The 22,074-nt window shown below is 64.4% G+C and carries 21 protein-coding genes and 1 pseudogene; 7 read left to right on the top strand and 15 right to left on the bottom strand.

Annotation, left to right across the window (positions count from 1 at the left end; translation table 11 throughout):
* Positions 1 to 40: 40 nt before the first annotated feature.
* Positions 41 to 934 carry a LysR family transcriptional regulator gene (locus E5E97_RS02765; protein ID WP_118880211.1) on the bottom strand — a complete coding sequence of 298 codons (894 nt, stop codon included), beginning with the start codon at positions 932 to 934 and terminating at the stop codon, positions 41 to 43.
* A gap of 167 nt (positions 935 to 1,101) precedes the next feature.
* On the opposite strand from E5E97_RS02765, the gene E5E97_RS02760 reads away from it, so the two are divergent.
* Positions 1,102 to 2,220, top strand: coding sequence for an agmatine/peptidylarginine deiminase (locus E5E97_RS02760; protein ID WP_171279847.1), 1,119 nt, complete (start codon positions 1,102 to 1,104; stop codon positions 2,218 to 2,220).
* 65 nt (positions 2,221 to 2,285) lie between these two features.
* Here E5E97_RS02760 and E5E97_RS02755 read toward each other — a convergent pair whose 3' ends face one another.
* The 3 genes from E5E97_RS02755 to E5E97_RS02745 all read right to left on the bottom strand — a co-directional run bounded on the left by E5E97_RS02755 (position 2,286) and on the right by E5E97_RS02745 (position 5,660).
* Positions 2,286 to 2,990, bottom strand: a complete 705-nt coding sequence (locus tag E5E97_RS02755; RefSeq protein ID WP_118880213.1) for an SDR family oxidoreductase — start codon at positions 2,988 to 2,990, stop codon at positions 2,286 to 2,288.
* A gap of 196 nt (positions 2,991 to 3,186) precedes the next feature.
* Positions 3,187 to 4,284 (bottom strand): AI-2E family transporter YdiK, encoded by a 1,098-nt coding sequence (ydiK, locus tag E5E97_RS02750; protein WP_162901779.1) that lies wholly within the window; start codon positions 4,282 to 4,284, stop codon positions 3,187 to 3,189.
* Positions 4,281 to 5,660, bottom strand: a complete 1,380-nt coding sequence (locus E5E97_RS02745) for a phosphatase PAP2 family protein (RefSeq protein WP_118880215.1) — start codon at positions 5,658 to 5,660, stop codon at positions 4,281 to 4,283. The genes ydiK and E5E97_RS02745 overlap by 4 nt, the downstream gene beginning before the upstream one ends.
* A gap of 197 nt (positions 5,661 to 5,857) precedes the next feature.
* Between E5E97_RS02745 and E5E97_RS02740 the strand changes: the two genes are divergently transcribed.
* Entirely contained in the window at positions 5,858 to 6,238 is a 381-nt protein-coding gene (locus E5E97_RS02740) for a hypothetical protein (protein WP_016352248.1), read from the top strand.
* Positions 6,239 to 6,292: 54 nt separating this feature from the next.
* On the opposite strand, the gene E5E97_RS02735 is transcribed toward E5E97_RS02740, so the two are convergent.
* Both E5E97_RS02735 and E5E97_RS02730 read right to left on the bottom strand, forming a co-directional pair.
* Entirely contained in the window at positions 6,293 to 7,066 is a 774-nt protein-coding gene (locus E5E97_RS02735) for an ABC transporter substrate-binding protein (RefSeq protein WP_118880216.1), read from the bottom strand.
* A gap of 158 nt (positions 7,067 to 7,224) precedes the next feature.
* Positions 7,225 to 8,460: a hypothetical protein gene (locus tag E5E97_RS02730; RefSeq protein WP_171279846.1), complete on the bottom strand. Its 1,236-nt coding sequence runs from the start codon at positions 8,458 to 8,460 to the stop codon at positions 7,225 to 7,227.
* 215 nt (positions 8,461 to 8,675) lie between these two features.
* On the opposite strand from E5E97_RS02730, the gene E5E97_RS02725 reads away from it, so the two are divergent.
* Positions 8,676 to 9,002: a YnjH family protein gene (locus E5E97_RS02725; protein ID WP_118880218.1), complete on the top strand. Its 327-nt coding sequence runs from the start codon at positions 8,676 to 8,678 to the stop codon at positions 9,000 to 9,002.
* Between the two features lie 392 nt (positions 9,003 to 9,394).
* On the opposite strand, the gene E5E97_RS02720 is transcribed toward E5E97_RS02725, so the two are convergent.
* On the bottom strand, positions 9,395 to 10,843 hold the full coding sequence (locus tag E5E97_RS02720) for a catalase (RefSeq protein WP_049048067.1): 1,449 nt from the start codon (positions 10,841 to 10,843) through the stop codon (positions 9,395 to 9,397).
* Positions 10,844 to 11,006: 163 nt separating this feature from the next.
* Here E5E97_RS02720 and E5E97_RS02715 point away from each other — a divergent pair, with 163 nt between their 5' ends.
* Positions 11,007 to 11,492, top strand: a complete 486-nt coding sequence (locus E5E97_RS02715) for a GNAT family N-acetyltransferase (protein WP_118880219.1) — start codon at positions 11,007 to 11,009, stop codon at positions 11,490 to 11,492.
* Complete coding sequence (locus tag E5E97_RS02710) at positions 11,489 to 12,346, top strand: GyrI-like domain-containing protein (protein WP_118880220.1); 858 nt, start codon at positions 11,489 to 11,491, stop codon at positions 12,344 to 12,346. The genes E5E97_RS02715 and E5E97_RS02710 overlap by 4 nt, the downstream gene beginning before the upstream one ends.
* A 192-nt stretch (positions 12,347 to 12,538) precedes the next feature.
* On the opposite strand, the gene E5E97_RS02705 is transcribed toward E5E97_RS02710, so the two are convergent.
* Together E5E97_RS02705 and E5E97_RS02700 are read right to left on the bottom strand one after the other, a co-directional pair.
* On the bottom strand, positions 12,539 to 13,438 hold the full coding sequence (locus E5E97_RS02705; protein WP_017410781.1) for a DMT family transporter: 900 nt from the start codon (positions 13,436 to 13,438) through the stop codon (positions 12,539 to 12,541).
* 148 nt (positions 13,439 to 13,586) lie between these two features.
* On the bottom strand, positions 13,587 to 14,027 hold the full coding sequence (locus E5E97_RS02700) for a DUF2214 family protein (protein WP_011707672.1): 441 nt from the start codon (positions 14,025 to 14,027) through the stop codon (positions 13,587 to 13,589).
* 109 nt (positions 14,028 to 14,136) lie between these two features.
* Here E5E97_RS02700 and E5E97_RS02695 point away from each other — a divergent pair.
* A pseudogene (locus E5E97_RS02695) lies at positions 14,137 to 15,746 on the top strand (diguanylate cyclase).
* A 15-nt stretch (positions 15,747 to 15,761) separates the two neighbouring features.
* Here E5E97_RS02695 and E5E97_RS02690 read toward each other — a convergent pair.
* From E5E97_RS02690 to E5E97_RS02665, 6 genes are read right to left on the bottom strand one after another with little or no spacing between them, the layout of a single operon-like run.
* The gene (locus E5E97_RS02690; RefSeq protein WP_039215951.1) at positions 15,762 to 16,421 is read right to left on the bottom strand and encodes an HAD family phosphatase; all 660 of its coding nucleotides are present in this window, start codon (positions 16,419 to 16,421) and stop codon (positions 15,762 to 15,764) included.
* A 39-nt stretch (positions 16,422 to 16,460) separates the two neighbouring features.
* The gene (locus E5E97_RS02685) at positions 16,461 to 17,468 is read right to left on the bottom strand and encodes an ABC transporter ATP-binding protein (protein WP_171279845.1); all 1,008 of its coding nucleotides are present in this window, start codon (positions 17,466 to 17,468) and stop codon (positions 16,461 to 16,463) included.
* Between the two features lie 6 nt (positions 17,469 to 17,474).
* On the bottom strand, positions 17,475 to 18,251 hold the full coding sequence (locus tag E5E97_RS02680; RefSeq protein ID WP_171279844.1) for an ABC transporter permease: 777 nt from the start codon (positions 18,249 to 18,251) through the stop codon (positions 17,475 to 17,477).
* Positions 18,244 to 19,143 carry an ABC transporter permease subunit gene (locus E5E97_RS02675; protein ID WP_171279843.1) on the bottom strand — a complete coding sequence of 300 codons (900 nt, stop codon included), beginning with the start codon at positions 19,141 to 19,143 and terminating at the stop codon, positions 18,244 to 18,246. Before E5E97_RS02675 ends, E5E97_RS02680 begins: the two co-directional genes overlap by 8 nt.
* On the bottom strand, positions 19,143 to 19,976 hold the full coding sequence (locus E5E97_RS02670; RefSeq protein WP_171279842.1) for an alkaline phosphatase family protein: 834 nt from the start codon (positions 19,974 to 19,976) through the stop codon (positions 19,143 to 19,145). The genes E5E97_RS02675 and E5E97_RS02670 overlap by 1 nt, the downstream gene beginning before the upstream one ends.
* 10 nt (positions 19,977 to 19,986) lie before the next feature.
* Complete coding sequence (locus E5E97_RS02665) at positions 19,987 to 21,033, bottom strand: ABC transporter substrate-binding protein (RefSeq protein WP_171279841.1); 1,047 nt, start codon at positions 21,031 to 21,033, stop codon at positions 19,987 to 19,989.
* Positions 21,034 to 21,245: 212 nt separating this feature from the next.
* On the opposite strand from E5E97_RS02665, the gene E5E97_RS02660 reads away from it, so the two are divergent.
* Complete coding sequence (locus E5E97_RS02660; RefSeq protein WP_171279840.1) at positions 21,246 to 22,067, top strand: UTRA domain-containing protein; 822 nt, start codon at positions 21,246 to 21,248, stop codon at positions 22,065 to 22,067.
* The last annotated feature ends 7 nt before the right edge of the window (positions 22,068 to 22,074 follow it).

Here is a 22,074-nt window from a genome sequence, read left to right as displayed (position 1 = left end):
CCATTTAACCACCCTTGCCGGCCCGATTCAGTGACCTGCCTCAGAGGGATGGCAAACCATCCTCGGCGGGAGCGGGGTCGGCAAACTGCAACTCAAGCCAGCGACAGAAGGCGCGGCACTCCGGCATGGTCTCGCTCTCCTGATGCACCAGCAGATGCCACTGCGGCCCCTTGACCCTGTGGGTGGAGAGCGACAACAGCAGCCCCTGCTGGCGAGCGGGACGGGAGAGCCGCTCGCTCACCAGGGCGATGCCGAGCCCCTGACAGGCGGCGTCCAGCAAGAGGCCGGGATCGGAGAAGTTGAGCCCCCGGGTCTGCAGGTGCAGATCCTCTCCGCCCTTGAGAGTCCAGTGGTGCCAGTCCAGCTCCCGCTCCCCGTGCAGGGTGGTGCGCTCTGCCGCAGGTAACTCCAGCACGGCGGGGGCCGCCACCGGCAGCAGGCGGTCTGCCAGCAGCAGCTGGTGGCGGCACTCGGCCTGGGGAGCCAGCTCCCAGCGCAGGGCGAGATCGATGGTCTGCTCGGCCATGTCGGGCTCTTCGTCACTGGTGAACAGCCAGAGATCGACCTCGGGATGGGCGCGATGAAAGGCCCCCAGCCGCGGCAGCAGCCAGTGACGGGCGAGGGCGGTGCTGGTGTTGAGCACCAGCTGGTTGGGTTTGCGGTACTGCTCCAGCCGCTGGATCCCCATCGCCAGCTGCAGCAGCACGCTCTGGGTGGTCTCCAGCAGATCCTGCCCCGCATCGGTGAGGGTGACCGAGCGCCCCTGCCGGTGAAACAGCGGCTGGCCGAGCAGCTCCTCCAGCGAGCGGATCTGCTGGCTGATGGCGGACTGGGTCAGGTGCAGCGCCTGCGCCGCCTGATGAAAACTGCCGAGTCGGGCCGCCGCCTCAAAGCCCCGCAGCACGTTGAGCGGGGGCCACTGCTTGAACACCATTGATTAGCTCCACTTATCACTTTTACCGAAAATCGATCGTTTGTTCGCCATCCATACAGCGGATAGTCTATTACTCAGCGTGATTCGATTAACAGCGCTTGTTTTTGATCCCCCTTTTGTTGGGCCAGGACGCTCAGGTTCGAGCCCGTTTTCACAGGAGTCATCTCATGTCATCCCGTCGCCATGTTCTGAAACAGCTGGCCGCCCTCGGCGCCTTGGTCGGGCTGGGTACCCTGCCAAGGGCCAAGGCCGCCGCAACCGTCGCCAGCTCGGCAGACGCCCGCTTCTACATGCCGGAAGAGTCGACGTTTCAGACCCGGGTCTGGGTGGCGTTTGCCGCCAGCGAGGCCATCTGGGGCAGCGACTATCCGGCGGTGCAGGCCACCATAGGCCGGCTGGTGCAGGCCATGGTGCCTTATACCCAGGTGAACGTGCTCTGCCGCGAAGCCGAACAGGCGTTGGCCCGCAAACTCTGCGGCGAGCAGAACACCCGCTTTGTTGTCGCCGAGCTGGACGACATCTGGCTGCGGGATACCGGCGGCGTCTTCGTTCAGAACGAGGAGGGGGAGCTGGGGCTGGTGGATTTCAACTTCAACGGCTGGGGTGACAAGCAGGAGCACGAACAGGATGCAGGTGTCGCCGAGCTGCTCAGCCAGCAGGCCAAGGTCCGTTATCTGCGGAGCAAGCTGACCGGCGAGGGGGGCGGCATCGAGGTGGATGGCAACGGCACCGCCATCCTGACCGAGAGCTGCTGGCTCAACAGCAACCGTAATCCGGGGGTGAGTAAGGCGCAACTGGAGGCGGAGCTGAAGGCCAATCTGGGGCTGCGCAAAATCATCTGGCTGCCGGGCATCAAGGGCAAGGACATCACAGATGCCCACGTCGATTTCTACGCCCGTTTCGTGCGCCCCGGGGTGGTGGTGGTCAATCTGGACAACGACCCGCAGTCCCACGACTACGAGGTGACCCGCCGGCATCTGGCCATCCTCAAGCAGGCCACCGATGCCGATGGCAACAAGCTGGAGCTGCATGTGCTGCCGCCCCCGCTCGATGGGCGGGACAACCGCTTTAGTCGCAGCCGCGACTTTGCCGCCGGTTATATCAACTATCTGCCGATCAATGGCGCGGTGATCACCCCCGAGTTTGGCGACAAGGCCGCCGATAGCTACTGCCACGAGCTGCTGACCCGCCTCTACCCCGGCCGCGACATCGTGCAGATCAATATCGATCCGGTCGCCGCCGGTGGCGGTGGCATTCACTGCATCACCCTCCACCAGCCAGCTTGAGCCTTTTTTGCCAATGAGCTGACAGGGGCGCATCGGCGCCCCTGTCATTACCCCTCAAGCAGCCCTCAGATCCCTGTCATGCCGATCTCATCCAACTGCACATGGGCGGGTTGACGCAGGGTGTAGAGCACGGCCTCGGCCAGATCCCCAACCTGCAGCCAACCGGGTTTGCGCTCATCAGGACAGGCTGGTGGCGGCACCTGGACCAGGCCGGGGCAGAGGGTGTGAACCCGAATACCTTGATGCTGGACTTCTTCCCGCAGCGCCTTGGCAAAGCCCAAGACGGCAAATTTGGCGGCGCAGTAGACGCTGGCCCTCGCATAGCCGTGCTTGGCGGCCTGGGAGGCGATGTTGATGATGGTGCCGTGGCGCCGCGACAGCATGTCCGGCAGGCAAGCCTGGGTCAGCAGGAAGCTGCCCTTGGCACAGGTATCCATCACCCTGTCCCACTCGGATTCCGGCAGATCCTGCACCAGATAATCGCTGCCAACCCCGCTGTTGTTGACGAGCAGATCGATGGGGCCGAGCAGTGCGCTGGCGCGAGCATGCTGGGTACGAACCTGAGGACCGTCGCAGACATCCAGCACCAGCGGCAGCACTCTTACCCCGTATCGCGCAGAGAGGCGGGCAGCCTCTTGTTCCAGCAGGTCGTGGCGACGGGAGGCCAGCACCAGTTCTACCCCTTCCCGCGCCAGCGCCTCGGCGATGGCCAGTCCAATCCCGCTTGCGCCGCCGCTGATCAGGGCGCGGGTTGCTCTCAATTCGTGCATCTGTTGTTCCTCCTGAATGGTGGCACCATTGTGGTGGGCGGCAGCAAGAGGGAACAGGGGGCGAAGGGGGCTGGCTCGAACCTTGGTTCGAGTTTGGCTCAAAACGTTCGAACTTTGGTTCTATGCCGGAATCGGGCATCCCCCTTGGTTCTTGCCTCTAAAACAACAACGCCGCCCTCTCGGGCGGCGTTTGGCCTTATGGCAATGCCTTGTCATGAGGTGGGGCGGCCACCTTGTCGCCGGCCGGGTGGTCATCCTCCTTGATCCAGGCATCCAGCAGGGTGTAGCCCACCGCCAGCACCACCGGGCCGATAAAGAGGCCGATGATCCCCATCGCCAGCAAGCCGCCGATAACCCCCACCAGAATCAGGATGAGCGGCAGGTCGGCGCCGCGCTTGATCAGGAAGGGCCGCAGGAAGTTGTCCATGGTGCCCGCCAGCAGCGACCACACCAGCAGGAAGGTGCCCCAGGTGGTGTCGCCGCTCCAGTAGAGGTAGCCGACACAGGCCAGCAGTACCGGGAAGGGGCCGATCTGGGCGACGATCAGCAGGAACATCACCACCACCAGGATCATGGTGTAGGGGATGCCGGCAATCAGCAGACCCAGCCCTGCCACCGAGGATTGCACCAGTGCGGTCACCACGACCCCCATGGCCACGGCGCGGATCGCCTGTGAAGCGAGCACGGTGGCGTTGTCGCCGCGCTCGCCGGCTAGCCGGTGGGCGAAGCGGCGAATGCCGGTCGCCACCACTTCACCCGAGTGGTAGAGCAGGCCGCAGATGCCGACGGTCAGCAGGAAGTGGACGAACAGCAGCCCCAGGTTGCCAGCCTGGGAGGCGAGCCAGCGGGCGGTCTGGCCAAAATAAGGGGCCAGCTTGGCGAACAGCACCTGACCACCGCTCGCGAGGATCTGCTGCCAGAAGTCGTAGAGCTTGCCGCCTACCAGCGGTATTTGCTGCAGCCAGAGCAGCTCGGGAGGCGGGGAGTGGCTGATGGTGGTGCCGAGCTCAATCAGCATGGGCGCCTTCTCCGCCACGTTGGCCAGCGCCATGAAGAGCGGGATGACGAACATCAGCAGCAGTACCAGGGTCATGCTGAGGGCCGCCAGGGCGCGTTTGCCCCACAGCAGGCGCTGCACCATCAGCATCAGCGGCCAGGTGGCGATGGTGATCATGGTGGCCCACACCAGGGCGGGCAGGAAGGGGCGCAGCACCATGAAGCAGGAGACGATGAGGAGGCTGAGGAACAGCACTCCCAGGGTTATCTTGGCCAAATCCACTTTTTTCATATTCATAGCAATCCCTTGTCAGGGCCTGGGCCCTTGGGTAGCGGGTCATTATTCACGAGTGAGAGTATCCACCAGAGGCCGGCGCTCAACCAGAGCCCCAGGCAACAATAAAGCAGCCACTGGCCGAGCAGAATAAGCCAGGAGCTGGTCAGCCAGAGCGGCAGTGTCCACCAGAGCGCCCCCAGCGGCAGGCCGCCGAGCAGCGCCAGCAGCGGAGTGCGCCAGCCGGTCTGCACCGTGCGCGGCAGCGGCAACAGCATGCCGAGGGTCAGCCCCAGACTGAAGGTGGCCAGGCCGGCCAGCGCCGAGGATTGGCTCCACCCGGCGGCCAGCGCGCAGGCGAGGGTCAGCCCGGCCCAGCTCCACGACTTGGCCGCCAGGTTGGCGAGGCGGGGATGCAGAGCCAGCAGCAGGGCGCCAAGCAGCAGGCCGGCCGCCACATCCGACAGGAAGTGAACCCCGAGCCAGACCCGGGCCAGCCCGGTCAGGGTGGCCAGCAGCAGAGCCAGGGTGGCACTGCGCCAGGGGTTGGCGGGCCAGCACCCTCTGAGCAGCAGGCCCCAGAACAGCAGCGCCGAGGCGGCGTGGCCGCTCGGCATGCCGAAGCCCTGGGCGCTGCCTTGTGCCAGCGTGGGATCGAGGTGGAAGGGTCTGGGCCAGCCAACCCCCTCCTTGGCCAGTTGCACCAGCAGGGTGAGGGTCAGCATGGCCAGCAGCAGCTGGCGCACCCGGGGCCAGCCCAGCCAGGGCAGCAGCAAGGGTAGCAGGGCAAGCTGAAAGGCGGCTGAACCGAACAGGTTGCTGACCTCGAGCCAGCGCACCTGGGCACCGAGCCAGGTTTGTAGCTGGTGGATCAGCGGGACTTCCATTTGGTGCAGTGCATTACCCTCGCCACGAAAATCGGGCAGCCACAGCACGGGACTGTCGGGAATGGCGGCCAGTTGAGGGGCCAGCCAGTCGAGCTGCGCCGGAAAGCGGCGCTGATCATCCGGCAACCGGGCCGGAGCGATCAGCCTGGCATTGAGGATCTCGCCGCCCAGATTGGGGGCCCGCAGCAGGGAGACAAAGCCAGAACCGGTCTGTGCGCGAATGGGTTCCAGAGTCTGGCAGGCGAACAGCAGGGCGCGCTGCCATGAGCCCAGCTCGGCGATGACCCGGCCCCGCAGGCCAGTCTCTTCGTACAGCTCCCGCAGCGCCGCCTGTTGCGGCGTCTCGCCCGCGTCTATGTAGCCGCCGGTCAGGCTGTAGCGGGATGAGACCCTGTCCTGTACCAGCAACAGCTGTTGTTGATGTTTGACGACGCAGACGGCGGCGCTTGGCGCGGCCAGGGCGGGCAATCCCGCCAGCAGGAGACAGAGCAGCAAAAAACAGTAGCGCGACATGACCGCCTGACGAGTGAGGGAGAATGGGCACAAGCGTCACAGAAATCAGATAGTTGGGCAATGGTTTCCGGTCTGGCTTCGCGACTTGGGGCGGCCTGACGAGGGGCCGGCTGGCTGCGCAAGGATTGCCGTGGGGAGAGGCAGTCCCTAGTATTGGCAGCTATGTTATTTTCATGCAGCAAACCTTGGGACCTTCCATGAAACAGTTTGGCTTTTTTCTGGGTATCGCCATCGGCGTCATCCTGATCCTGTTCGGCAGCATCGTCATCTTCCAGGCCCTGCCTGCCGCGCTGGACGTGCTGGAGATGCCGAGCCGCATCCCCTTCGTGCGCGAGGTTTACACCTGGCTGATGACCAGCGCCAGCGGCCTGACCGGCCAGTTGGAGCAGAACTTCCTGGAGGCGTTCCAGACCGTGCTCAAGCTGATCCTGCTCATCACCTTCATGTGGGTCTGCGTCAAGCTGGTCAACATGGGGGTCTTGATCATCCGTGCCGGGGTGGACCTCATCCGCACCGCCATCGAGCACAGCGAAAGTGCCCAGCCCAAGAAGTCCGATCACGACCACCACTTCCAGTGAGCGGATCGCACCATGAAACAGGCCACCTTCGGGTGGCCTGTTTGCATCTTGGGTTTATTCGATCGTGGGCAGGTGATCCGCCGGCGGTGACTGCACCACATCCTGATAGCGGGCGATGAGCCGCTTGAAGGCCTCCCCCTGTCTTACCTTGTCGAGTGCCTGCTGCAGGCGGGCGACCTGTTGTTTGTCCGCCGCCGGGTTGAAGGCGAAGCAGTTGTCCTGATCCGCCAGGGTGGCGACGGTGACGAAGGTATCGGGTGAAAAGCCGAGCTGCCTTGCCTGGTGGAACAGCATGACTTCGTTGCCGGCCACCAGATCGGTGCGGGCCATGATGAGCTGGCGCACCACCTGATCCATGCGCTCCACCGACATCAGGTTGGCGGGGCTGATGCCCCGGTTGAGCAGCAGCTGCTCCCCCACGTCTGCCTGCATGACCCCGATCTGCAGCTTGGTCAGATCGGCCTTGCCGGTCACCTTGGGGGCATCCCGCTTGCGCCCTACCAGCGAGACCCGCGAGTGGCTGATGGGGCAGACCCAGAGAAAGTGCGGATCCCGCGCCTGGGTGTGGGCTGTGGTGAACAGCACCGCATCCGGCTGTTGGGTCAGCAGGTACCAGGCCTTGGCCCAGGGCATGAAGTGGATGGGCTGCTCCGGCTCGCCCATCTCCTGCCACATCAGCCGCAGCAGCTCCACCGCCAAGCCGGTGCTGTTGCCCTTCTCATCCTGGCCGTTGAACGGCATGTTCTGCTCGGAGTAATAGGTGAACGCCGAGGCGGGCAGGGCTGTGCCAAGACAGCAGCAGATCATCAGGCTGAGCAGACGCGACATGGCAGCACTCCTTGCAACAAATCGTCCTTCCAGTTTAGGGGGCTATGTCGAGAAGTTCATGATTTCCCGCGCCCGGTAGCTTGGATGGCGAGAGGTTGTGGTGGGGAGCGAGAGGGCGGAAAACAGCCAGGCCATCTTGCGATGGCCTGGTGAAGGGCTTACTTGAGCAGGGCTTCCATCTCGGCTTCGGCAGCGGCGCGCGCGGCCTCGGCCTTGGCGGCCGCATCCGTTGCGGTGGCAGTGGCGCTGCTGACCGCCTGCTTGGCCGGCTCGGTCACGGCCTTGGTGGCCTGCTGTTGCACGGTGGCAGTGGCACTGCTGACCGCTTGCTTGGCCGGCTCGGTCACGGCCTTGGTAGCCTGCTGCTGTACGGTGGCAGTGGCGCTGCTGACTGCCTGCTTGGCGGGCTCGGCCACGGCCTTGGTGGCTTGTTGCTGCACGGTGGCGGTGGCGTTGCTGACCGCCTGCTTGGCCGGTTCGGTGACGGCCTTGGTGGCCTGCTGCTGTACGGTAGCAGTGGCGCTGCTGACCGCCTGCTTGGCGGGCTTGGCTACGGCCTTGGTTGCCTGCTGCTGCGCGGTGGCTGTGGCGTTGCTGACCGCCTGCTTGGCGGGCTCGGTCACAGCCTTGGTGGTCTGCTGCTGCACGGTGGTAGTGGCGCTGCTGACTGCCTGCTTGGCGGGCTCGGTGACGGCCTTGGTGGCCTGCTGCTGCACGGTGGCGGTGGTGCTGCTGACCGCCTTGCCGGCCTGTTGCTGGGCCGAGGTAGCGGCGCCGTTCACGACCTGCTTGGTGGTGTCAGCCATGGTCTTGCTGGCGCCCTGCTGCAGGGAACCCAGCACGCTGCCAAATACCGAGCTGGTGGTGGCGCCAGTCAGGCTCTTGGTCGCCGAGCCGGTCAGACTGTTGGTAGCGCCGGCGAGCGCGCTGGTTGCCGGATTGCCCTGCGTCTGCCAGTTCTGCATCTCGGTTGGCCAGCTCGGGGCACCGGCCGCCAGGTTTTCGCCAAAGACCTGGGGCGTACCGTCCCCCTTGAGCAGCATGACGGACATCTGGTTGGTCTGTGAGTTCCACACCATGCCGGCCTGTTTGGCGACGTCCGGCACGGGGGCGTAGCGGGAGACCACGTAGAACAGCGGCCCCTCCTGCTGCAGCTCGTTGGCGGTCTTGAGCAACTGTATGGTGCTGTCGTAATTGGGGCCGAGGATGCTGGTCATCCGGTCCTTGATCAGCGGCTGTTCAAACAGGTTGGCTTCATTGGGGTCGAAGCCGACCAGGGGTTTGAGCAGGGCCCACATCAGCTGGTTGGTGGGGCTCATCATCAACAGGGGGGCGACGCAGGCGGACAACATCAGGCTCAGGCAGGCCGCCTGGAGCAACGGCATGATACGCATTGGGATAATATCCAAATAACGATTTGATTAATAAGGTTATATTCGTCGAGAACCGACAAATCCACCGGGGTTTTCCTGCACCTGTTTTGACGGGCATGAGCAGGCGCTGGCAGGCTATCATATTGGCTTGGGAATGCCAGCGAGGGCGCTGCTTATTAATCAAGTTTGTGTCGTTTCCGGTCGCCTGAACCTTCTATCGAGCAAGGAGAGACATCATGTATCTGGGCAAGAGGGTAGGTGGCTGGCTGTTGCTGACACTGCTGGGCGGTGCGACCGGCACTGGCGTGGCGGCAGAGCCGAAGCGGACGGAAGTGGGGGCCGAACTGGTGCTGCCGCTGGGCTCGCTACCGGAGCGAGTCTGCTGGTATCAGGATCAGAAGTATTCGCTGGGTGCCAGGATCCAGCAGGGCGACAGCTGGCTGGAGTGCGTCCCGCAAAACGAGCTGGAGAGCAACGGGCCACTGGCCTGGCGCGAGCCGCAAAGGGCGTCGGATGCGGCCGGGAAGGCGACGAAGAGCGGTACCATCAGCGTCGGTCAGTGAGGCTTTTCTTGATCCAGCTAAAGACATGGACGTGACCTCTATCGCATAATGCGGCTCTTTTCCTCTCTTGGCTGGAACCTAAGAAATGGCTCGTCGCTCTTCCAATGCACAACGTCGTCGCAGTAGCTGGTGGTACAAACGCCTGTTGGCAAGGGAGCGGGAAGAGCGCGAAGCGCGTTCCGTCCGGGATTGATACAGCAGTGAAAACAGAGCCTTGGGCTCTGTTTTTTATTCATCACCGCAGACGGAGCTCGGCGGCGCTGCGTCCGGGATGGATACCGCAATGAAAACGGAGCCCTGGGCTCCGTTTTTTATCTATCCAATACTGTCACGACGAGAACGGGGGCCAGCAGGCCCCCGTTTTGCTTTTGCAGATGTTGGCTGCCTGCGACTTAGCGCTGCAGGGCGGCCAGCGCCAGCTCGACCCGCTTGGCGTACTCGGGGTCGGCCTGCTCGAAGTGCTTGAGCTGGGCCGCGACGATGGCGTCATCCTCCACATTGACGAGGGAACGCGCCAGGTTGGCGGCGAGGCGCGAGCGCTGCCCCTCGTCCATGATCCGGAACAGGTTGCCCGGCTGGCTGTAGTAGTCGCTGTCGTAGTCGCGAAAATCGTAGTGCAGGGCGGCCCCTTCCAGGCTCAGTGCCGGCTCGTGCTGCTCGCTCGGCTGCTGGGTGCCGAAGCGGTTCGGCTGGTAGTTAGGGCTGGCGCCGCCATTGCTGTCGGCCCGCATGGCGCCGTCGCGGTGGGCACCGTGGTGGAACGGGCAGCGCGGGGCGTTGACCGGCAGCAGGCCGTGGTTGACGCCGAGGCGATAGCGCTGGGTGTCACCGTAGGAGAACAGGCGGCCCTGCAACATGCGATCCGGCGAGAAGCCGATGCCGGGCACCACGTTGGCCGGGGTGAAGGCGGCCTGCTCCACGTGGGCGAAGTAGTTGTCCGGGTTCTGGTTGAGCTCCAGTACGCCGACCGGGATCAGCGGGTAGTCGCTGTGCGGCCACACCTTGGTGAGGTCGAACGGGTGGATCTTGTAGGTCTGGGCTTCGGCCTCCGGCATCACCTGCACGTAGACCTTCCAGCGCGGGAAGTCGCCCCGTTCGATGGCGTTGAACAGATCGGCCTGACTGGTCTCCCGATCCTGGCCGACGGCGGTGGCGGCCTCTTCATCGGTGTAGAAGCTGTGGCCCTGCTCGGTCTTGAAGTGGAACTTGACCCAGAAGCGCTCGTTGGCATCGTTGATGAAGCTGAAGGTGTGGCTGCCGTAGCCGTTCATCTCGCGCAGGCTCTTGGGGATGCCGCGATCGCTGAACAGTATGGTGACCTGATGCAGGGACTCGGGATGGCGGGACCAGAAGTCCCAGGCGGCGGTGGCGCTGCGCAGGTTGGTGCGCGGATCCCGCTTCTGGGTGTGGATGAAGTCGGGGAATTTCAGCGGATCGCGAATGAAGAACACCGGGGTGTTGTTGCCCACCAGGTCCCAGTTGCCCTGCTCGGTGTAGAACTTGAGGGCGAAGCCGCGCACGTCGCGTTCTGCGTCGGCGGCGCCCTTCTCACCGGCCACGGTGGAGAAGCGCAGGAACACCGGGGTCTGCTTGCCGACGGCATTGAACAGGTCGGCCTTGCTGAAGGCGCTGATGTCATGGGTCACGGTAAAGGTGCCGTAGGCGCCCGAGCCTTTAGCGTGAACCACCCGCTCCGGGATCCGTTCCCGATCGAAGTGAGCCAACTTTTCCATCAACCAGATGTCTTGCATCAGCACCGGGCCGCGGGGGCCGGCGGTGAGGCTGTTGTTGTTGTCGACAACGGGGGCGCCATTGGCACTGTGCAGGGTCTTGTCGTTCATGGTGCTTCTCCTTGTTGGTGAGCCTTGAGTCTATAACAAGGAAAAACCAGGGAACCAATGGGCCCTCCCTCGCCCTTTGATAGGCATCACAAATGGGTGGGGCTGGGGGGATGACCGGACCCTTCTGATGCTGCATGATGAGGTTTTCGAGAAGGAGCCTCAGATGCAGATCACCATTCGTCACGCCGAACCGGCCGATGCCCCCGCCTTGCGGGATCTCTATGCCATGCCCAACGCTCAGGCGGGCACCCTGCAACTGCCCTATCCAACCCTGGGCGTCTGGCAGAAGCGGCTGGAGAGCGGCAGCGTGGTGGCGCTGGTGGCCGAGGTCGACGGCCTGCTGGCGGGCCAGCTCTCGCTGCATATGGAGCCCAATCCCAGGCGCAAGCACGTGGCCTGTATCGGCATGGGGGTACGGGATGACTGGGCCGGCAAGGGGGTGGGCTCCGCCCTGCTCGGGGCTGTGCTGGAGATGGCCGACAACTGGCTCAACCTGCAACGCGTCGAGCTCACCGTCTACACCGACAATCAGGGGGCGCTGGCGCTCTATCGCAAGTTCGGTTTCGTCGAGGAGGGGCTGGCCCGTGGCTACGCCTTTCGCCAGGGCGAGTATGTGGATGCCCTCTACATGGCGAGGATCCGGCCATGATCGACTACCATCGCCGGCTCATCCCGGTGCTGCGGGCGCTGGAGCAGGATCCGGATCTCTCCATCGAGGCGCTGGCGGAGCGGGCCTGCCTCTCCCTCTACCATTTTCACCGGGTGTTCACCGCCGTGGCGGGCGAGGCGCCGGGGGAGATGTGTCGGCGCTTGCGCATGCAGCGGGCCGCCTGGCAGCTCTGCTACACCGATGCCAGCATCACCGCCATCGCGCTGGGGGCGGGGCTAGGCAGCTCCCAGGCCTTTGCCAAGGCCTTTCGTCGCTACTATGGCTGCACACCGGGCGCGTTTCGCAGTGACAAGAGCAAGAATGGACACCTGGAGAGCAAGGATGGACACGCATGGGATGGCCCGTCCCCTTATGCTGAAGGCCACTCATCAGCAAGGAGCAACACCATGAAAACAGTCGAGATGGACGCCCGCACCCTGGCCTATATCCGGGTCACCGGTCCCTATGGCGAGGGTTATGATGCCGTCTGCGGCCGCCTGCACCAGTGGGCCGCTGCGCGCGGACTGGAGGGCGGGGAGTGGATCTTCATCTACCACGACAACCCGGAGGTGACGCCGCCGGCCCAGTGCCGCACCGATATCGGCATCACTGTGCCGCCCCAGACCCGGGGTGAGGGAGAGGTGGAGACCCAGCTCATCCCGGCCGGCCGTTATGCCCAGTCCCGTTACCTCATCACCGACCGCAACCAGTACGGACCGCGCTGGCAGGAGCATGTGGGTGATATAGTCGCGGCCGGGCTGGAGTTTGGCAGCGGCCCCTGCTTCGAGCTCTACCACAGCGTGAGCAACGATCCCCTGCGCGACGACGTGAGCTTCTGCTCCAGCGTACGCTAGGCGTGCTGCCATAAAACGAGGCGCCCTGGGCGCCTCGTTTTGTTTGGGGTGACTGGCGTTCCGGCATGCCCGCTGTATCAGGGCTGGCTCGGCACCTTGTCCCGCCGGGATTTCCACCACCAACGCAGCCTGATCTGGGAGATCAGGCATATGGGCCAGCATCAGACGACAGGCCGAAGCTGGCCCACTCGGCTAGGGCTGGCTGGGCACCTTGTCCCGCCGAGACTTCCACCACCAGCGCAGCCGGATCTGGGAGATCAGCATACCTGCCAGCATCAAGGCGCAGCCCACCATGGCCCGCTCGTCGAGGGTTTCCCCCAGCAACAGCACGCCACCGATGGCGGCGAACACCGTCTCCAGGCTGAGGATGATGGCGGCATGGGCCGGATGGGCGCCGCGCTGACCCACCACCTGCAGGGTGTAACCCACCCCGACCGACACCAGACCGGCATAGAGCAGGGCCTGCCAGCCGGCCACCGCGCCGCTCAGACTGGGGGTCTCGATGACCAGCGCCGTACCCAGGCTGAGCAGGCCGCACACCACGAACTGAACGCCGGCGAGGCGAATGGGGGCGACCCGGCTCGAGTAGTGATCCAGCACCAGCAGGTGTACGGCCCAGAACAGGGCGCCCACCACCTGCAGCAGGTCGCCGTAGCCGATGGTGAAATCCTCGGTGACGCTGAGGTAGTAGAGCCCCGCCATGGCAATGAGGGCGCCAACCCAGGTGTTGGCCCCTGTCTTGTGGCGCAGGGCGAGCCCGATCACCGGCACCAGTATGATGTAGAGACCTGTGATGAAACCCGCCTTGGCTGCCGTTGTGTAGAGCAGCCCCACCTGTTGCAGCGAGGCGGCGCTGAACAGCACGGTACCGGCGATGAGGCCGCCGGTCAGCAGCAGACGCCGATCACCGGGCTGGGCCCTGGGTTGTCGGGACTTGAGCCACCACAGTAGCGGCAGCAAGGAGGCGGCCCCCAGCAGAAAGCGCAGGCCGTTGAAGGTGTAAGGTCCCATGTGGTCCATCCCGAGTCGCTGGGCCACGAAGCCCAGCCCCCAGATGGCGGCGGCCATCAATAACATCATGTTCGAACGCATAGATTCATCCCTGAAAGACGGACGGGCAGGGCCGTGCCGCAAAACTCCAGCCTCCAAGATAACCGTGCGCGGGGGGATTTGTCTTTAGCTGTCGATGAGGTTGGCAGTGTGAGCGGTTATCCCACGGCCTTGCCGCAGCGCGTGCGGCTCAACCGTTGGCGATGCCGGCCAGCAGGGGGATGAGGGCGAGCAGCAGCAGGTTGCCGCGCAGGATCCAGATCACCCAGAACTGCTGCTGGATGGAGACCATGGGAGCGCGCCCCTGGCGCAGGGAGCGGCGCCAGCGGTAGAAGAGGCGGCTGGGGTAGCCAAAGCTGATGGCCATCACGCAGAACAGCAGCAGCTTGGTGCGGTAGCCCGGATTGGCGAGCAGCACGGACGGCTCGTCGGGGTGGGCGAGCACCTGCAACACCCCGGTGATGAAGATGAGCAACAGAGCCAGCGCCGCCAGGCCATCGGCCAGCAGCAGTTTGCGCACCTGCTCGATGGACATGCCGCGACGGAACAGAAAATATTCGGAGGTGATCGCTCCGGTCAGGGTGATCACGGCGCAGTAGTGCAGCGCCATCAACAGATCCGGGTTCAGCATCCTTGTCGATTACCTCTCGTTGAGCAGATGGTCAGCTTCCCTTTGGACGCCATCTCGTGCTGCTGATATTCTGACACTACGCGTTGTCTGGCAATAGCAGGAGTCAGGATTGGATAAACGAGCGGTCTCCAAAAAAACCTGGTCCCTGGTTGCCCGGATGCGTCTGGGCCTGCTTCTGCTGTTCATCCCGGTATTGATGCTGGGGGTATCTACTACCTGCACATGGAGCGCAGCCTGCAAAACGAGCTGCAACAGCGCCTGCTCGCCACCAATCACCAGCTGCGTCACGTCTTCATCGAACCCTATCTGCACGAGATGGAGCGCCAGTTCACCCTCATTTACGACCAGGTGCAGGTGGCGGACATCAGCGGCCCCCGTCTGCACAACACCGAGACCTATCTGAAGGAGTGGCAGCTCTACAAGGGGGTCATGGCCGATCTGGTCTACATCTACATCGGCACTGCCGAACGCCAGATGCTGATCTACCCCGCCTGGCAGGCGGATGCCAACTTCGATCCCAGGGTTCGTCCCTGGTATCAGCTGGCCAGCCAGCACGTGGGCAAGATGGTCTGGACCGAGCCCTATTACGACTATACCAACGGCAATCTGGTGATCGCCCTGGCGCGGGCCCTGACCGACAAGGAGGGCAAGGTGCGCGGGGTGTTTGCGATGGATGCCATCCTGGCCCCCTTTTCCGCCCAGCTGAATCGCCAGCTGGGGGATGGCTACCAGATGGTCGTCAACCAGTCCGGCAAGGTGCTGGCACATCCTGACACCGCCCAGTTGCTCAAACCCATGGCCCATCCCGAGTGGCTTTCCCGCTTCAGCCAGGAGGACGGCATCTTTCTGGACAAGGCATCCAGCCAGTTCGTGGCCTACAGCAAGCTGCCCGAGCGCAACTGGGTGCTGATCAGCGTGCAGCCGGCGGCCAGCGTGATGGCGGTGGTGGAGCGGGTCTCCCTCAACGTGCAGCTGATGGTGGCGCTGGCCTGCGTGCTCTACGTGATGCTGGCGCTGGTCTGGTCCCGCTATTTTCGCCGCATGCTCGACGAGATCTCCAGCATGATCCGGGCGAGCCGGATGCAGCCCGATGACGTGCCGCAGGGGGGGATGCGCGAGCTCAGACACGTCTATGCCGAGCTGGCGGAGGTGAGCAAGGATTATCACGAGGCGCGCCAGCAGGCCAACCTCGACAAGCTGACCGGCCTCTACAACCGTCGTTTCTTCGACGAACGCGTCAATCGTCTGCTGTTCGAGCATCAGCCGTTCTGTCTGGCCATGGTGGATCTGGACGATTTCAAGCGGGTCAACGACACCTTCGGCCATCAGACCGGGGACGTGGTGCTCAAACGGGTGTCCAAGCTGGGCATGCGACTGCTGGGGGATCACGGCTGGGTCTGCCGCTACGGTGGCGAGGAGCTGGTGGTGCTGTTGGTCAACCCGGATATCCACTTCTGCCAGATGCTGCTGGAGCAGTTCCGCAAGGGGGTGGAGTCACTGGACTGGCGCGAGCCCGAGCTCAGGATCACCTTCAGCGGCGGGCTGGTGGCCAGTCAGGCGGGGATGGATGGCAAGACGCTGCTGGATATCGCCGATGCCGAGGTGTACCGGGCCAAACGCGACGGCAAGAACCGCATCTATCTGGGCAGGCCGGAGGCGAAGAGGCAGGAGGATGCTCCCCCTGCCGACGATGCACTGCTGAGCAAGGAAGAGGCCTGAGGGCCTCTTCTTCATTCAGGAGGCCAGCTGCCAGTCGAGGGTCGGCCAGGCCTGCTCGATGGCGATCTGGCGCAGACCGGGCGCCGGGTTGACCGCATGGGGGTGGGTCACCGCCTGCAGCAGCGGCAGGTCGTTGTGGGAGTCGCTGTAGCCGTGGCTCTCCTGCCAGGGGTTGGCGCTGGCGGCAAACAGCTGGTTGATGCGGGCCACCTTGCCCTCGCGAAAGCTAAGGGTGCCGCGGGTCTGGCCGGTCAGCATGCCGGCCTCCTCGTCGAGCAGGATGGCCACGCAGTGATCCATCCCCAGCATCTGCGCCATGGGGGCCACCAGATGCTCGCCGGAGGCGGAGATGAGCACCAGTTCGTCGCCGCGCTGGCGGTGCCACTCGATGCGTGCCAACCCCTCCGGATAGATACGATCGCGCAGCACCTGCTCGGCAAAGCGGGCGCAGAGCGAGTCGAGCCACTGGCGCGTCTTGCCCGCCAGCGGTTGCAGGGTGAAGGCCATGTACTGGTGCATGTCCATCTTGCCCTGATGGTAGAGGGACATCATCGCCTGCTCTTCGGCGATCATGCTGGCGGGAGCCAGCTCCTCGGCCACCATGTACGCCAGCCAGAGGCTGGCGGAATCCCCGGCAATCAGGGTCTCGTCCAGATCAAACAGTGCCAGTGCCATGGGCGCTCCTCGCAGTAAAAATGGAAATGAAATGCGGTGTCATGCTACCTCACAGAGCTGATCCCGGGCCACCACCAGGGTCACGGCGCAGCCCACCGGCAGCAGATCACCGGCACAGCGGTTGAGGCAATCCACCGTCAGCAGGCCCGCCGCGCAGCTCACCTGATAGCGGATCACGTTGCCGAGCAGTTGCTGTCCGCTGATAACCCCCGGCAGGTGAGGTTCGTCACTGTGAGCGCCGGCCGGCAGCAGGGAGAGAGACTCCGGTCGCAGCGCCAGCTTGCCCTGAAAACGGGGGCCGAACAGGGTGCTGGCCTGCTCACCATCGAGCAGGTTGTAGTTGCCGATAAAGCTCGCCACAAACTCGCTAGCGGGACGGGTGTAGATCTCCTCCGGCGTCCCGCTCTGCACGATGGATCCCTTGTTCATCAGGAAGATCCGGTCCGACATGGTCAGCGCCTCCTCCTGATCGTGGGTCACGAAGATGGTGGTGAGCTCAAGGCGCTGCTGGATCTCGCGGATCTGCTGGCGCAGGCTGCGGCGGATGCGGGCATCCAGGGCCGAGAGCGGTTCGTCCAGCAACAGGATCCTTGGCCGCACCACCAGGGCGCGGGCCAGCGCGACCCGCTGGCGCTGGCCGCCGGAGAGCTCGCTCGGATAGCGGCGCTCGAAGCCGGTCAGCTCCACCAGCTCCAGCGCCTCCTGCACGCTGGCGGCCAGATCCCGCCCCGGCTGGGGCTTCATCTTGAGGCCGAAGGCGACGTTGTCCCGCACCGTCATGTTGGGGAACAGCGCATAGCTCTGGAACACCATGCCGATGCCCCGCTTCTGGGGTTCCTGCCAGGTAATATCTTCACCGGCTACCCGCACCTGACCACCATCCACCGGGGTGAGCCCGGCCAGCGCCCGCAGCAGGGTGGACTTGCCACAGCCGGAGGGGCCGAGCAGAGTCACCAGCTCCCCCTTGCGGATACCGAATTCAATCCCCTCGAACACTTTGGTGTCGCCGTAGAATTTGTGCAGTTGATTCACTTCTAGATGGAACATGTTGATTCACCGATGAAATCTGTTCGCCGCCCAGGTGAGCAGCAGGGTCAGCAGGAAGTAGCTCATCACCAGTGCGCTGGTGAAGTGGCCCGAAGTCGCGCGCATGTTGTAGAGGTAGACCTGCAGGGTCTCGTAACGGGTGCCCACCAGCATGTTGGCAAACACGAACTCGCCGAGCAGGAAGGAGAGCGAGAGAAACAGCGCCGCCAGCAGCCCCTTGCGCAGGCAGGGGATCAGCACCAGCAGGAAGGCGCGGGCGCTGCTCGCCCCCAGCAGGTGGGCGGCATCCATCAGATCTTTCAGCGGTACCCCCTGCAGGCTGTTGGCCAGCGCCCGGTACATGAAGGGGAGCACCACGGTGAACCAGGTGCCGATCAGGATCCACGGCGTGCCGATAATCGGCAGGGCGCCATCGGCGTAGATCTGCAGCAGCCCGACCGAGGAGACCACCGGCGGCACCGCGAAGGGGAGCAGGATCAGCAGGTTCATCCAGGGATCCAGCTTTGGGAAGTAGTAGGCCACCACCAGCACGGTGGGCACCAGCACCAGGGTGCCCAGCAGCAGGGTGGCGAAGCAGACCAGGAGGCTGCGGCCAAACGCCGCCAGAAAGCGCGGGTCACCCCACAGTTTGAGATACCAGTCGAGAGTGAAGCCGTCCGGCAGCAGGGTCGCCCCCCAGCGGGTGGAGATGGAGTAGAGAAAGGTGGCCAGCAGCGGCAGCAGCAGGGCGGCGACCAGCGCCCCCAGCACCCACTTGGGCCAGCGCGGCGTCAAATCATGCATGGGATTGTCCCTTGTTCACATAGCTCTTTTTCAGCAGCCACTGGTTGGCGGCCGTCACCACCCCCAGCAGCACCATCAGGATCACCGCCAGCGCCGCCGCCATGTTGGGCTCGAGGAAGATGTCGCCGGAGACCAGGCTGGCCACCCGGATAGTCACCAGGTTGAAGTTGCCGGTGGTGAGGGCGTAGGCGGAGGCATAGGCTCCCACCGCGTTGGCAAACAGGATGATCAGGGTGCCGAGTAGCGCAGGCGTCAGCACCGGCAGCGCCACGTGCCACACATACTGTCCCTTGCTCGCGCCGAGCAGTGCGGCGGCCTGCGGCCACTCATCCTGCAGCGCATCGAAGGCCGGGTAGAGCAGCAGCAGGGCGAGCGGGATCTGGAAGTAGGTGTAGATGAGGATGAGGCCGCTGCCCGAGTAGAGGTTGAAGCCATCGATGAGGCCCCAGGATTTCAGCAGCAGAGTCACCGCGCCGTTGATGCCAAGAATGATGATGAAGGCGAACGCCAGCGGCACCCCGCTGAAGTTGCCGGTCATGGTGACAAAGGCCAGCAGCACCCGCTTGACCCGCTCGCCGCTGTGGCGCAGCGAAGCCGCCCCGAGGGTGCCGATGGCAAGCCCCGCCAGACTGGCGATGCCGGCGATGCGCAAGGAGTTGCCGAACGATTGCAGGTAGAAGGGGGAGCTCAGGATCTCCCGGTAGTAGCCGAGGCCCCAGCCATCCGGGGTCTGAAAACTGCCCACCAGCACCCACACCATGGGGGTGAGCTGGAACAGGATCATCAAGAGGACAAACGGCAGCAGCACCAGGGCCGGCAGCCAGTGGCGGCGCGGCCGGCGCCGGGTGATGGCGGGTTGATCCGCCAGGATCTCGGTGGTGGCGGGCATCATCAGTGCACCTCCGGCAGGTTGCCAGCCTTGAGCAGCGGCGGGCCGCTCGGCTTGTCGTGGGGCACCCCCAGCAGGTCTGCCATCAGGGCGCAGAGCTGGGTCTGCTGCATGGCGGGGCCGGCGGGCCACTGGGCCACAAACGCATCGCCAAACAGCCAGAGCGGTACCCGGCGCTCCTCGGCCAGGGTGCCGCCGTGGCTCAAGTCGTTGTTCATGCCGTGATCCGAGGTGATCACCACCTGATACCCCTCCGCCAGCCACTGGGGCAGCAGGTCGGCCAGCAGGCTGTCCATCCGGCGCGCCTGATTGCGGTACTGGCGGGAGTCGAGACCAAACTGGTGGCCGGCATCATCCACCCCCATCGGGTGGATCAGCAGGAAATCGGGGTCGTACTGGCTGCGCAGCCACTCGCCGTCCATCAGCAGATGGCTGTCGGGGTAGCCGTCATCCCAGTAGAAGCAGCCGTGCTGGATGGGCAGTCGCTCGTCATGGGTGAAGCGATCGCGGGCCGCTTGCCAGGGGCTCTGGTTGTAGAGCTCGCTCACCCAGTGGTAGGCCGCCGCCGCGGTGCGTTTACCGCCCGCCCGGGCCAGATGGAAGATGGACTCCTGCCGGCTGAGACGGCTCACCCCGTTGTGGGTGATGCCGCTCTCCACCGGCGGGACGCCGGTCAGGATGCACTCGTAGAGGGGCCGGGAGAGGGAGGGGAGGGCGCAGCTCAGGGTTGCCTGCAACCCGTGGCCCGCCTCCACCATGCCCGCGAGGTAGCCCATGCAATGGGCTACCTCGGCAGAGAGGCCATCCACAAGTACCACTATCACCTTGTGTTGCACTGGCCGCTCCTTATTGCATGTTGATCATGACGGTTTCCTGCCACTGGCGCGGCAGGGCCTTGGAGCTCTGCTCCCAGGCGGCGTGATCCTGTACCGGCTTGGCATTGGCGTACTGCTCGGCCGGCAGCAGCTTGGCCTTGACGTCGTCCGGCAGGGTCACGTTGCTGCGAATCGGGCGGGCATAGCCGCGCGCCAGGTTGATCTGGCCGGCGTTGGAGAGGATGTATTCCCGCGCCAGTTTGGCGGCGTTGGGGTTCTTGGCCCACTTGTTGATGATGGTGGTGTAACCGGCGATGACGGAGCCGTCGCTCGGGATCACCACCTCAAACTTTTTGGGGTCGATCTGGTCGCGGTAGTTCAGCGCGTTGAAGTCCCACAGCACCCCCACTTCCACCTCGCCCTTCTCGATGTTGGCGATGGTCGGGTCATTGAGCGACAGACGGCCCTGCTTGGCCAACTGACCGAACAGCTCCAGCGCGGGTTTGAGGTTCTTCTCGCTGCCACCGGTGGCATAGGCCGCCGCCAGCACGCCGTTGTTGGCCTGGGAGGCAACGCCCACGTCACCCAGGGTCACCTTGTAGTCGCCACCCAGCAGGGACTGCCAGCTGGTGGGGGTCGCCTTGACCAGATCCTTGTTGATCAGGAAGGCGATGGTGCCGGTATAGGCCAGCATCCAGTGACCGTCCGCATCCTTGGCCCAGTTCGGAATGTCGGCCCAGGTGGAGGGTTTGTAGGGCTGGGTGACCCCCTGCTTGACCGCTACCGGGCCGAAGGCGCCGCCCACGTCGCCGATGTCGGCGGTGGCATTGGCCTTCTCGGCGGCGAACTTGGCGATCTCCTGCGCCGAGCTCATGTCGGTATCCTGATGCTTGATGCCGTAGATGCTGCCGAGCTGCTGCCAGGTATCCTTCCAGTTGGCCCAGCTGTCGGGCATGCCGATGCTGCTGAGCTGGCCTTCGCCGCGAGCGGCCTTCTCGAGATCCGCGATGTTCTCGGCTGCAAACAGTGGTTGGCTGATGGCCACCAGGGCCAGTGCACTTGCGATCACGCTTTTCATCATCCCATCCCTCTGGACTAGGTCAGTTAAGGTTCGAGAGGGATGCTAGAGGGGAAATATGACGGTGGCGGGGCGCTTTGATGGCAGTTTGATGACAATCGCCCTGTCATGGTGCTGTCATCCACAGCGGTTACAACTCTGAACCCAAGTGAAGCTGGACTACTCCAGCAAGGGCTGAACCAACAAGGGCGAAGCCAGCCGCCGCAGTCAGGATGAGCGACAGGGATATGAGCGTGATTGAATCGAGATTGAGCGAGCGGGTCGCGGCCGATGGCCGCGCCTCCAAGTGTGAACAGATTTGCCAGACCCTGCGCCGCTATATCGGCAGCGGCCAGCTGGCGGCGGGGCAGCAGTTGCCCGCCGAGCGGGCCCTGAGCGAGCGCTTCGCCACCACCCGCATCACCATCAAGGAGGCGCTCTCCAGCCTTGAGGCGGATGGCCTTATCTACCGGGCCGAGCGGCGCGGCTGGTTCGTGGCGCCGCCTCGCCTCACCTACGATCCCGCCATCCACACCCACTTTCACCAGTGGATCGGCGAGCAGCAGCGCACCGCCGAAACCCGGGTGTTGGCCCACGGCAGCGAGCTGGCCAGCAGCGAGCTGTGCCGCTGGATGGGGCTGGATCCTTTTACGCCGCTGTATGAAATCCGCCGCCTGCGCCTCATCGACGGTCGTCCTGTATTGCACGTCAGCCACCATCTGCTGGCCAGCCGCTTTCCCGACATCGCCAGCGCGCCGCTGGCCAGCTCCCTCACCGAGCTCTATCAGCAACGCTATGGCATAGGCCAGGGTGGGGCGAGTCTCGAGATCACCCCCTCGGCGGCGCGCGGCGCCATCGCCCGCGCCCTCAATCTGGCGGAGGGGAGCGCCGTGCTGCGGCTGGTGCGGGTCAACTACGACGAGCGAGGTGCGCTGGTGGATTGCGACATCGAACACTGGCGACCGGATGCGATCCGCATCTGTCTGGATACGCGAGCATTGCAGCCGTCTGCATTCGACAGGCCGGCGCAGATCCAGCTCGCGGATCAGGGATGAGCCAATG

Source organism: Aeromonas sp. 2692-1 (genome assembly GCF_013085505.1).
Lineage (GTDB): Bacteria > Pseudomonadota > Gammaproteobacteria > Enterobacterales > Aeromonadaceae > Aeromonas > Aeromonas hydrophila.
This window is presented reverse-complemented; position numbering and strand designations above follow the sequence as displayed.